Origin of the sequence: Shewanella sp. Isolate8 (assembly GCF_022398495.1) — a bacterium.
Taxonomy (GTDB): domain Bacteria; phylum Pseudomonadota; class Gammaproteobacteria; order Enterobacterales; family Shewanellaceae; genus Shewanella; species Shewanella aquimarina.
In genome coordinates, this window is sequence record NZ_JAKEVI010000002.1 from 657,606 (window position 1) to 669,647 (window position 12,042).

Annotated in this window: 12 protein-coding genes; 1 reads left to right on the forward strand and 11 read right to left on the reverse strand. The window is 50.0% G+C overall.

Annotated elements, in window-relative coordinates; translation table 11 throughout:
* Nucleotides 1-218: 218 nt before the first annotated feature.
* Nucleotides 219-1,679 (forward strand): aminoacyl-histidine dipeptidase, encoded by a 1,461-nt coding sequence (locus tag L1D43_RS12050; protein ID WP_239851870.1) that lies wholly within the window; start codon nucleotides 219-221, stop codon nucleotides 1,677-1,679.
* A 182-nt stretch (nucleotides 1,680-1,861) separates the two neighbouring features.
* Here L1D43_RS12050 and L1D43_RS12055 read toward each other — a convergent pair whose 3' ends face one another.
* From L1D43_RS12055 to L1D43_RS12105, 11 genes are all read right to left on the reverse strand, one after another.
* Nucleotides 1,862-3,604, reverse strand: coding sequence for an AAA family ATPase (locus L1D43_RS12055; protein WP_239851871.1), 1,743 nt, complete (start codon nucleotides 3,602-3,604; stop codon nucleotides 1,862-1,864).
* Nucleotides 3,605-4,401: 797 nt separating this feature from the next.
* On the reverse strand, nucleotides 4,402-4,821 hold the full coding sequence (locus tag L1D43_RS12060; protein WP_239851872.1) for a GFA family protein: 420 nt from the start codon (nucleotides 4,819-4,821) through the stop codon (nucleotides 4,402-4,404).
* A gap of 15 nt (nucleotides 4,822-4,836) precedes the next feature.
* Entirely contained in the window at nucleotides 4,837-5,169 is a 333-nt protein-coding gene (locus L1D43_RS19930) for a DUF2314 domain-containing protein (RefSeq protein WP_239851875.1), read from the reverse strand.
* A 90-nt stretch (nucleotides 5,170-5,259) separates the two neighbouring features.
* Nucleotides 5,260-5,598, reverse strand: coding sequence for a hypothetical protein (locus tag L1D43_RS12070; protein WP_239851876.1), 339 nt, complete (start codon nucleotides 5,596-5,598; stop codon nucleotides 5,260-5,262).
* Between the two features lie 65 nt (nucleotides 5,599-5,663).
* On the reverse strand, nucleotides 5,664-6,317 hold the full coding sequence (locus L1D43_RS12075) for a DJ-1/PfpI family protein (RefSeq protein ID WP_239851877.1): 654 nt from the start codon (nucleotides 6,315-6,317) through the stop codon (nucleotides 5,664-5,666).
* A 400-nt stretch (nucleotides 6,318-6,717) separates the two neighbouring features.
* The gene (locus tag L1D43_RS12080; RefSeq protein WP_239851878.1) at nucleotides 6,718-7,662 is read right to left on the reverse strand and encodes a carbon-nitrogen hydrolase family protein; all 945 of its coding nucleotides are present in this window, start codon (nucleotides 7,660-7,662) and stop codon (nucleotides 6,718-6,720) included.
* Between the two features lie 484 nt (nucleotides 7,663-8,146).
* Entirely contained in the window at nucleotides 8,147-9,226 is a 1,080-nt protein-coding gene (gene dinB, locus L1D43_RS12085; protein ID WP_239851879.1) for a DNA polymerase IV, read from the reverse strand.
* Between the two features lie 190 nt (nucleotides 9,227-9,416).
* Nucleotides 9,417-9,884 (reverse strand): bacterioferritin, encoded by a 468-nt coding sequence (gene bfr / locus L1D43_RS12090; protein WP_239851880.1) that lies wholly within the window; start codon nucleotides 9,882-9,884, stop codon nucleotides 9,417-9,419.
* Nucleotides 9,885-9,894: 10 nt separating this feature from the next.
* Nucleotides 9,895-10,368 (reverse strand): bacterioferritin, encoded by a 474-nt coding sequence (gene bfr, locus L1D43_RS12095; RefSeq protein WP_239851881.1) that lies wholly within the window; start codon nucleotides 10,366-10,368, stop codon nucleotides 9,895-9,897.
* Between the two features lie 270 nt (nucleotides 10,369-10,638).
* A complete protein-coding gene (gene nqrM, locus L1D43_RS12100; protein ID WP_011866671.1) occupies nucleotides 10,639-10,863 on the reverse strand; it encodes a (Na+)-NQR maturation NqrM in 225 nt (74 codons plus the stop codon).
* A 134-nt stretch (nucleotides 10,864-10,997) separates the two neighbouring features.
* On the reverse strand, nucleotides 10,998-12,014 hold the full coding sequence (locus tag L1D43_RS12105; RefSeq protein WP_239851882.1) for an FAD:protein FMN transferase: 1,017 nt from the start codon (nucleotides 12,012-12,014) through the stop codon (nucleotides 10,998-11,000).
* Nucleotides 12,015-12,042: the final 28 nt, after the last annotated feature.

Genomic DNA, 12,042 nt, shown 5'->3' on the forward strand with positions numbered 1-12,042 from the left:
GGCATTATTCTCCTATCTGGCGCCAATGCCAAATGAAAATAATGATGCCGCCCCCTAAGGCAGCTTTTGGTGGGTGGCAACTTAGTATGACACTTGAGGGATACCCGCCTGCTTTCATGCCCACCAGGCCCAGTGGCAAATCCCCCCGAGCCCCTAGAGTCTATGATAGACTATCGCCAAATTAGACCTCAAAGACCTTTATTACAGAGGAGTTGTCCGTGAGCACATTAAGTCAATTGCAACCTCAGGCACTTTGGCAGTGGTTTGAACAGATCTGCGCCATTCCCCACCCTTCCAAGCATGAGCAGGCACTAAGCCAATACATCCAAAACTGGGCCAAAGACAAACAACTCAGCGTTGTCGAAGACAAGGTCGGTAACCTGATCATCAAGAAGCCGGCGACTCCAGGCATGGAAAACCGCAAGATCGTCGCCCTGCAGGCCCATATCGACATGGTGCCGCAGAAAAACGCCGACAAGGTGCACGACTTTGAAAAAGATCCCATCGAAGCCTATGTAGACGGTGACTGGGTCAAGGCCAAGGGCACCACACTCGGCTCTGACAACGGCATCGGCATGGCGTCGGCCCTGGCGATTCTCGGCAGCGACAACATCCCTCACGGCCCACTGGAAGTCTTACTGACCATAGATGAAGAAGCGGGCATGACAGGCGCCTTTGGCCTGGAAGCCGGTTACCTGGACGCCGAGATCCTGATCAACACAGACTCAGAGCAGGAAGGCGAGATCTACATGGGCTGCGCCGGCGGCGTCGATGCCCAAATCACTGTGCCTATGGTTTGGCAGGCGGCCGAGCCGAGTCTGTCGACCTACACCCTAACACTCTCAGGACTTAAGGGCGGTCACTCAGGGGTGAACATTCACCTGGGCCGCGGCAACGCCAACAAGCTGTTGGCCCGCTTCCTGTTTAACCACGCCGACGAACTGGCACTGGAACTGACCAACTTCAGCGGCGGCTCGCTGCGTAACGCCATCCCTCGTGAGGCCAGCGTCAGCTTCATGCTGCCAAGCGAAAACCTGCCACGCCTGGAAACCCTGATCCAGGAATATACAGATCTGGTGCGTCAGGAACTGGCCATCGCCGACCCAGACATGCTGCTGACCCTCAGCGAGATCCCGGCCGCCACTCAGGTGATGAGCGAAGCCACCCAGCAGACACTGATCGACCTGCTAAACGCCTGCCCTAACGGCGTGATGCGCATGAGCGATGAGATCCAAGGCGTGACCGAGACCTCGCTCAACGTTGGCGTGATCACCACAGAAGCCGAATCGGTAAGCATCCTCTGTCTCATCCGCTCGCTGATCGACTCGGGCCGCGAAGAGGTCGAAGGCTACCTAACCGCCCTGAGCAACCTGGCCGGTGCCGAAGTAGAATTCAGCGGCGCCTACCCTGGCTGGAAGCCAGACAGCAGTTCTCCTGTGATGGCGATTGTGAAAGACACCTACGAGTCTATCTACAACAAGGAACCCGTCATCATGGTGATCCACGCGGGTCTGGAGTGTGGTCTGTTCAAGAAGCCTTACCCAGAGATGGATATGGTTTCCATTGGCCCCACCATCCGCTTCCCACACAGCCCTGATGAGATGGTACTTATCGAGACCGTCGAGCAATACTGGAAGCTACTCCTCGCCGTACTGGAACGTATTCCAGAGAAAGCATAATAGAAAGCGTAATTAGGTAAATGATGAGAAAAGGCGTCTAACAAGACGCCTTTTTTATTGGCATTAATTAGGGATCTTGGCTGCGCCGTCCAAATATGGCATGGTAAATAAGTTTACTCTGACCCCATTTATCCATCGCACCAGTTCTTGACTGTAGTGGCTTACAGTTAGTGGCTACTCCGTTACATGAGAGCGTTTTCTAGATCTGCAATCTCACTCCACTCGACAGCGTTCTCTGGAAGTGGCTTGGTGAAGTCCGTTAGAGCTTCCAGTAACTGCTTAAGGTTAGCGAACTCTTGACCATCTTCATCACTTATTATCTGTAGTGCAGAGTATGGCTTTTCTGATGTAACTTCCTGGCCAAAATAAGCTTCTTCCAGATTCGGTACTGAAGCTACAAGTCGAATTTTTGCAGTGTCCGGTGCTTGCTCAACCACTTCTAACAAATTATTGTTAGTTCCCCATGCTGGGTTTGCTTTTGGCTCTTTACCTTCTTTAGCTTTACAGAAAGGTCTATCCGAATCATGAAGCAATGCATATGGGGCCCCAAATTGGTTCAATATCTTAGCAAGAGAAGCTAGTGTTGCTTTCCCTCTTGCACGAACGATATGCGTATCTTTAAAGGTATCAGAATGCTTCGCTATAACGTGTTTAAACGCTGTGTACTCTGTATCTCCCTCTACAAGTACGGTCTTACCACCAAAGAAGAACTCAGCGACATGAGGATCAAAAGTATTTAGAAGCTTCAGTCTTGCTTTGTCATCCGGATCAAGTTTGGCTCTCTGCGGTCTGAAAATCGTAGTGCCTTTGATTTTTCCATCACCAGCTCTTTCTACTCTGACTATTGAGGTATTGTCTCTAGATAGGTCAATAAACGCAGGGGCATGAGTCGTCACCATGACTTGCCAGTTTCCACTTTTTGGTAAGTCATAAAGAACTTTACAAGCTTCACGAATAGCGTTTGGGTGTAGGCATAGTTCGGGCTCATCAAGTAAAAGAAGGTGAGGTCTTTCAGGCCCTTTTCCTGCTTTCGCACGCCTTTGTTCAGAGATTATTCTTAAAGCAGACCACAATAACGTTCTTCTAGCACCACTCCCTTGTTTCTCTATGGAAGTTTGATGACCATCGACATGCCCCATACGAAGCTCAGGATCGTTTTTAAATAGGTTGATACATTTCTCAACTTCATCTTCAGGTCTTGCATCAAATTTGACCTCATAGCCTGGAAATACTTCACTGACCATCTTTTTCATTTCAGCTTGAACAGCTTCAATTTCTTGCTCAGTATCTTTAACAACAAGCTTTTGTAGCTCCATAACGTTAAGCAGAAGCTTCTTATATGGTGTTAGTTCTCCATCAGGAAGTTCTTCCTCAGAAAGTGCTTTAACCCTTTCTGTCAAAGCACTCTGTAGCAGTTTGACAATTTCTTTAGACTGAGTTTCGGGGTCGGAAAATGCATCTACTCTATGAGGTTCAGATCTGTATGCTTGAGCTACATTCGGAGCTCCCCAAGGGCGCTTAGACTGGTGCCAGTTGTTAGCTTTGACATCCCAACCTACTCGTAATGGTTTGCCGGGTGCTTCCCAAGTCCATTTTTCTTTTACGTACTTTTCTTTCGTTTCTTCATCAGTCATAACCCATTGTTTGCCTGGCTGACCTTCATCAAAAATAACGGTCTCAATGATGATCTCTGGGAGGTTTTCTGGGTCGATAGATTCATTTGGGAAGTCGTGTATTGTTAATTGACCGGTTTTAGAGGCTTCTTCCATGGCTACTTCATACGCTCTAAGAATCGAGCTTTTACCAACGTTATTTGGCCCAACAAGAACAACAATTTCGTCAAGTTCGATTTCAACAGGCGTGCTACCAATACACCTAAAGTTCTTTATCGATAGCTTTCTTAGTCTTGGTCTAGCGTTATCCATAATAACCTCTTCTAATGCAAACGTTCATGTGCAAGCATACAACTCTCTACATATCCATCATGTAGTCTCTCATCACAAAAAAATAATATACTTCAATACATCAAGAACAAGACCAGCGAGCTCTGGCTTCGCCCTCATTAGCTCAAACATCAAAAAGCAAATCTTCAAGGCTTTCAAACTCTTCGCCGCCAACACACTTTGGGGCAAACCCAGCCTTTAGATACGCTACTCGGACCAAATACCGCCAAATCGAAGAGACGATAGATACCGAGTGTAGATGCATCTGCGGACGTCGATGGCAGGGCCAAAAATGTTCCTAACATTTTTTGGCATTCCCAACATTCATGTAGGTCAGATGCCATCGTCGAGCCTCCACGGACGACTCTCTTTGAAATAAAGAGTCGGCGTGTAGCAGATGTATCTGCACAAAAGCTAGCCGCAGGCTATTAACTACAGCGAAGGTACGACCTTCAATCGCCTCTCCAGCATCCATGCAGGTCTGAAGACGTACAGCGTGTCACAGAATGTACTTGCACATACGTCGTTCCTCCACATCTGACCCATAGGGATATGGGAAATATCGGCCTGATGTCGGGAGCATCACTGACCCTGTGATCACGACATTGGTACATCCATGTACAGCACCTGCCGGGCAGGCGCTAAATTGCCAAGAAGGCAGAACGCCCAGATATCTTTCAAGGAGCCAATGCGGTAAAGGCTCCAACCGACAATTAAAGAATGCCTAATCTGGCATCTAAAAAGCGGCACTAGCATGCAAATGCCCTCCCCCTAACCAATTAGGGCTGCTTATCATAAACGGCAACGCCTTCGGGGATGGTAATCCAGCTTTGCTTCTCGCTGACCCAGACATGGGCGGTAGGCGCGATCAGGCTGGTATCAGACAGATTCGACGGCTTGAGCTTAATCTTGCAGGGATCTTTTGGGTCGAAATGATAAATGCGGTTACCACAGGTGGGACAAAACTTGGCGCCATTAACATTGCCGCTATCGGCCACGCGGCTCCACTCGGCCATCTCTCCCTGAAACTCTATGCTATCGGCATTCACCACGGCCGTGATACTAAAGGCACTGGTGGAGAGCTTCTGGCACTCCTTGCAATGACAGGCCACCACCATCAGCGGCGCCGAATGTAGCTCATAAGTCACACCGCCACACTGACACGCCCCTTTCACCGGATACTCCATTTCCATCTCCATACTTTTTATTACCTTTTACGAGTCCTCTTCATAAATGTCGATTACATGGCAAGGTTTGAAACTAAAAATAGTGCCACACTTTACACAAGTACTACCGTAAGGATCGTTATCAATTTTCCCAACATAATAATCGTTTTCGACCTGAACAACTTCAACCCACATTCGCTCGACAGAAGTAATCTCAGAACCTTCGGTTTCTTCCATGCTAAAAATCAGCTTAACTAACGCACCTACCTCAAGCGATTCCCTCTTTAGCTGGTCAGGAATCCAAAAAGAATCAGGGTACTGCTGATTTAACTCTTCTGCGTTATCTAAAACAAAATGGTCAACTTCATAAGTTGGAAGCACTAAACAACTCCTTTGATATAACACACCTTACTTATATAGATGGCTGATTCATATAGCATTATACGAACTTATGCCCCCCTAATGACTCCCCTATTTGTTCCATTTACGAATGACATTTCCATGCTTATCACGCCAACCTTCAATTTCGGGAGTTGAAAGAAGGTAAGCATGAAAAGTAATAATTCCGAGTGTCTTACGAACTCTCTCGGCCCAAACAACACCCGCAATAGCGCCGACACCAGCTGTGCCGTAGCAGATATTTAAGGCCGTTTCGAAGTCAAAAAGATAAAATCCAAATACACTCAACATACAAAAAATTGCGGTTGCAGAAAGTACGATTTGAAAGTACAGCCATGCAAAGATTAACCAAGCGGTTAGATCTAGATAGCCTTCCAGTGGTTTCATAACCATTTGCTTCAGAAAATTCATATAACTCCATTTATTTACTTCTGAACCTTACGCTTGCAAGATAACACCTTAGAGAGCCTTACTCCCTATACCACCAAAGACTCGGCATCACTCCCACACGCTAAGCGATGCTCATAGGCGGCTTCGGCCGCTTGGATAGTCTCGGATATAAGCGTTTCGAATATCTCCATTTGCCCTGCGGGGATCAACTGATTCTGGATCTGTTTGCGTTTCGCCGCATCGAACAGACGCTCGGCTAACCAGCCCACTAGATAGAGGATAGAAAGACAACCACCAGCAGTTGCTATGTTCCCCTCTATCACCAGGGGTAGATCCTGAACATCACCGCCCATGCCCACTAAAGCCACCTTAGCATCAGGGTTTGTCGTTAGCTTCTTCCCCTTCAGTAACCCCAGCTCATGAAGCACAAAGGAACCCGCACATATAGAGCCAATCAACTGCCTGCTCGGGTCGAGTTTTAAGGCAGACATAAAATCATTATCTTGAAGCGCAGCGGGAATACCGCGGTAACCACTGGTGATGAGAACGACATCTTGATCCTTTACCTCAGACACATGGCCGTCAGTCTTCACTGTCATCCCTAGCTGCGAATGATGTTCGGGTTTAGTGCCGAGTATCCTGACCGTCCAGCTATCAGAGGTTCTTCCCAGCAAGTCATTCATCAGAAAGAAATCTACATCGGTAAAGTCATCAAACAACACGATGCCAACTTTATACATAATCCCTGTACCCTTAATCTCTTAGCTCTGAATTGAATCACGCCTTACTGTGAATTAGCTATATCTATGTAGCCGCAAGCTAGCGTGAACATCAAAGAGGCGACACCCAGCCGCCTAAAAACCAATTTATTCAATAATGGCAATTAGTTATCAGAGTTATATCTCACAAGTAACGAAGAAAGCACTCAAAAAATCCGCGCATCGCCCAGTTCAACCCCAGATATCGAAAAATTCAGCCTTACGACTTATTCATTCAAAGGCACCACGCCGGCAATAGACAATGCCAAATCGAAGAGACATTTGATGCCGAGTCTAGATACGCCCACCGCAGATGATAAATATCAATAAAGTTACGGCTTTCAAACCTGCTCGCCAATCTCAATAGATTCAGAAAAAAATACTAGTCAGTTTCCTTAAAAGCCGTCGGGGCGCGCCGGGTCTTATCGACATGCAGCTCAAACACATCCGGGCGAGAATAGTGCCCGGCCACATCCAGGGCGCGTTTGGCGGTCACCGCCTGCTGCGCATCGATCTCCACTATCAAGCTGCCTTTCTCCTTCGACAGCGGCCCGGAGACTATCTCGCCGCTTGGCGAAATCAGTGTAGAGTCCCCAGGATTGATCCAGGCATCATCAGCAGGATAGAGCCGGTCGATATCGGGAAAATCATCCGGGAGATCTTGCCGCTCTAGGGCGACGCCACAGGATATCACCCAGCACTTACCCTCTCTGGCGATGTGCTGCATCGAGCCTATCCATGCCGCGCCGCTGTCGTAGGTCGGCGCGATATAGATCTCTACGCCTTGGGAGTAGAGCGCGTACCTGGCAAGGGGCATATAGTTCTCCCAACAGATTAGGCTGCCGATTCTGCCCACAGGGGTATCGACCACTTTCAATCCATGACCGTCCCCCATCCCCCAGACCATGCGCTCGGGATTGGTCGGCATGAGTTTACGGTGATGATTAACAATCTGACCTTGGGGGTCTATGGTGACGAGGGAGTTGTAGAGGGTGGCACGGCTGTTGGCATTGTCTCTCTCGTTAATGCCACAGACGAGGGTGACGGCGTTTCGTTTAGCCGCCGCTTGCAGGGGCTCAAGATCATCCGACGATAGGTCGACGGCATTTTGCAGTAACCTGGCATGTAACTCTTCACAGATCCCCCAGTCGCCGCCCGGCCTGAGCCGCCAGATCCACGCCGGGTAGCCGGGAATGAAGGCTTCGGGAAAAACAATCAACTCTGCTCCCTGAGCCGATGCCGAGTCTATCAGAGCCACCGCCTTAGCGATTGTGCCTTGCTTATCCAAAACACAAGGCGCCTCTTGAATGATAGCTACCTTCTTCATAGAGCAATCCTTTTCATCAGGAATGGAGGTAACCCTCAGTATAGTTTGCCCACCCCCAAGTTTCGTAAAATCCCCCCTCAGAAGACCCAAGCCCCAAAATCAATCCATGCCAACCCAAAGAATTGCAAAATAGGTCAAATCGAAGAAATAGAAGATACAGGTGTAAGCAGGCTTTTGACCCTCGGCGACAGGACGTCGCCGTGGAGCGTATACGGACATATTCACCGCGAGTCAAAAGCGTGCTTGCACATCCCGCGCCGGGCAGGCGATAGGTTGCCATGAAGATAGAACCTTCAAATATCTAACCAGTCGCAATAACCGTCCAAGCTACAAGCAACAAGCAACAAGCTACAAGCTACAAGCTACAAGCTACAAGCTACAAGCTACAAGCTACAAGCTACAAGCTACAAGCTACAAGCTACAAGCTACAAGCTACAAGCTACAAGCTACAAGCTACAAGCCAAAAAGGTTAATAGAGTTAACGCTAAAACCCGAGATCCATCTGCGCCCCATGCTCGGCCTCATCCAGCCCGGCATGAGTAAGCTCACTCTCGAGACCGACTGAGACCCCCAGCAGGCGAATACCACGACCGGCGCGGCGCTCCAGTGCCTGGCTGAGCAGGTCGTAAAACAGCTTCACCGATACCTCGTCGCTACGCTGCTCTATGGTGGTCTGTTTGAAGTCATCGAACTTGAGCTTAACCACCTGCTTATGAATGCGGCGCGACTTGGCGCTGCGACTGATACGCCCGGACAGCTCCTGGATAAGCTGGGGCATCACCGCCTGGCACTGCTCATAGGTATAGATATCTTTGGCGAGCGTGGTCTCTACCCCAACCGATTTGCGCTCCCTGTGGGGGGAAATGCCGCGGGGGTCTATCCCCTGCGCCCTGTCGTAAAGCACGCCACCAAACTTGCCGAAGCGATCCGCCAGACTCTGACGGCTGCAGGCCTGCACGTCGGCGCAGGTGTTGAGCCCCATGGCTTCGAGCTTAGCGGCCGTCACCTTGCCGACGCCGGGTATCTTAATCAGCGGCAGGGTCTTCACAAATTCGGGGATCATCTGTGGGGTGATCACATACTGGCCATTAGGCTTGTTGAGATCCGAGGCGATCTTGGCCAGAAACTTCACCGGGGCGATACCGGCGGAGGCGGTGAGTCCGGTAGCCTCGAAGATCTCCCGACGAATCGCCTCGGCAATTAATGTGGCCGAGCCCTGGTGTTGGGTGCAGTCACTGACATCCAGATAGGCTTCATCCAGGGAGAGCGGCTCGATTAATTCTGTGTAGCGGGCAAACACCTCACGGATCTGCGCCGACACCTCCTTGTAGACAGACATGCGTCCGGGCACCAGGATGAGATCCGGGCAGAGCTTGAGTGCATAGGCGGAGGCCATGGCCGAGCGCACACCATACTTGCGCGCCTCATAGTTACAGGTGCTGATGACGCCGCGGCGATCGCTACGTCCACCCACGGCGATGGGCTTGCCCCTAAGCTCGGGAAAATCACGCATCTCGACCGCCGCAAAGAAGCAGTCCATGTCTACATGAATAATCTTTTTCACCTCAATACCTCCATCGCCAAGAATACTGTACATTTAAACAGTATTCAATCACTTCCCGAGCGGTTGATAACCTAAGCTCGAATAGCAGGCAATAAAGCATTGAATGACAGACAGCAAAAAGCCACCCTAAGGTGGCTTTATCTCTGTTTCGTGGCGCCGAATGGCTAATGTCTTCCATCGACTCAGTCTTTTACATTTTAGACTGGAGGTAGTTCTGCAGACCTATCTTGTCGATGAGGCCCAGCTGCTTCTCTAGCCAGTACATGTGATCAGACTCTGTCTCTTCCAGCAAGACCTCTAGCAGTTCACGGGAGACGTAATCTTGCTTTTTCTCGCACAGGGCGATGGCTTCACGCAGGTTAGCCGCCACCTGATACTCGTAGTTGAGGTCGTTCTGCAACATCTCCTGGGGATCTTTACCTATGTTCAGCGCCTCGCGACTGGCGACATCCGGCTTACCCTCGAGGAACAAGATGCGCTGAACCAGCTTCTTGGCGTGTTCACGTTCGTCGTCAGACTCATGAGAGATACGCTCGTGCAGCTCGTCAAGGCCCCAGTCTTCATACATCAAGCCGTGGACGAAATATTGATCCATCGCCGACAACTCACCGGTAAGCAGCTTGTTGAGGGTGTCGATCACTTCCTGATTGCCTTTCATTTTTCTCTCCCTATTCCGACTCTATCTGCGACTGCAGGTAATTCTGAATGCCTGTCATCTTAATCAGATCTTGCTGGGCCTCTATCCAGTCCAGATACTCCTCCTCATCTTCGAGCAGGTTTTCGAGGATCTCACGGCTCACATAATCCCGCTCCGTCTCACACAGGGCGATCACACTGCGCAGCTCGACCAGCTGCTCTTCGAGCATGGTCTTGTCACACTGCAACATCTCCTCTGGATTCTCGCCTATACGCAACTTCTCAAGTTGTTGCAGGTTAGGGAGCCCCTCGAGAAACAGCACCCGCTCGATCAACTTGTCGGCATGCTTCATATCTTTGATCGACTTCTTGTAGCACTTCTCATTGAGCTCTTCCAGACCCCAATTTTTGTACATGCGTGCGTGCAAGAAGTACTGGTTAATGGCCGTCAATTCGAAGGTCAGTATCTTGTTTAACTGACGAATGACGTTCGGATGACCCTTCATTTGATCTCCTTAGTAAGATTTGATCTAAATCAATATTTAAGCCTAGAGCAATTTTCACCCAATTACAAATAAACATTAAGTTTCAATCAGTTACCAAAGAAAATCATTCTCATTCGCGCTTTGATTAGCAAGGCGATTAAAGATAATGAATCCAGAGTGTTAAGGACGATAGCCGAAAAAGGTGGGGCTTGAGGTAGGCATGAGCAGAAAAACGGGGTAACAAAAAAGGCCCCGAATGGGACCTTTAGTTCAGACGCTCACTGGCGTTCGCTAGATGATGCGATCTTTGGCCAGCTTCTCGCGACGGGCCTCTTCTTCGGCCATCTTCGCCTTACGCTTATCGCATGGGTCATCACAGTCACAGGCCTTCTCGATACCGAGGGCACCCAGACCACCACAGCTGCCGGCGACAGCCTTCTGCTTCACCAAGTAGCCGATAGACATAAGAACGAAAAACAGTAGCAATACCACAAAAGCCGCTAAAAAAGTGCTCATCACTGACTCCAGATACACATAAGTCACTGCTGCGCTTATGTGTCCAACTATTTGACTAGCTATTCAACTAACATTTTAGAATGCGCCCGGCCACCATGTTTGAACGGACCTGCGCACCAGTGGCGCCTATTCTATCACAAACCCACGTAGGGCTTAAAGGCATCGCTATAGTAGACCTTGAAGCCTTGCGCTTGCTTCTCGATCAACATGACGGCCAGATGCTCACGCTCGGCCAGTGCCAGCGAGGCCTCTGTGCCCAGCACCATCATGGCGGTGGCATAACCGTCGGCAATCATGCTCTCCTTGGCCAGCACGGTAACAGAGGCAAGCTTATGGTCGATAGGATAGCCATTACGGGGATCGATAATATGGGTAAAGCGCTGCCCCTCTTCCTCGTAATAGTTGCGATAGTCGCCCGAGGTTGCCATGGCCATATTGCCAGGCTCAATCACCTGCTGCACTACGCGCTCATCTTCATCTGGCTGCTCGACGGCGATCACCCAGGGACTATCATCGGCCTTGACGCCATAGAGGCTGATCTCGCCGCCTATCTCCACCAGATAGCCTTTGGGGTGATACTTGCTCAGCAGGCTGGCCACCTTGTCGACCCCAAAGCCCTTGGCGATGGAGGAAAGGTCAACGTAAAGCGCCGGGTTAGTCTTGCTCAGCTTGAGGCCATCGACCTTAAGATACTCGATACCCGTCTTAGCCTTGGTCGCGGCAATCAGCTCGGCGCTGGGCACGCGAGTCGGGCGCTTATCGGGTCCGAAGCCCCAGAGGTTCACTAGCGGGCCCAGGGTGATGTCCAGCGCGCCGTCTGTCTTACGATAGAGGTCGATGCCCGCCTGCACCACCTTGGCCGTATCGGGGGATACCGCCAAGCTAGATTCGAGTGTCATCTGATTGAAGCGCGACAGCTCAGAGTCTTTACGGTAGGTAGACATCTGATCGTTCACCTGCTCCAGCGCCAGGTCGATCTCCGCCTGCAGCAGCTGCTCGTTGGGCATCTGCTTGTCGCCGACAAATTTGATGTGGTAGGTGGTGCCCATGGTCTGCCCAGACATAGTAATCATCTTGACAGGTTGGCTACAGGCCGAAATAAAAAAGGCTAGTCCCGCCAGGACTAACCCCTTGATAAAGGTCTTATACATATTGACCATTGTCCTTAATGATAACCCG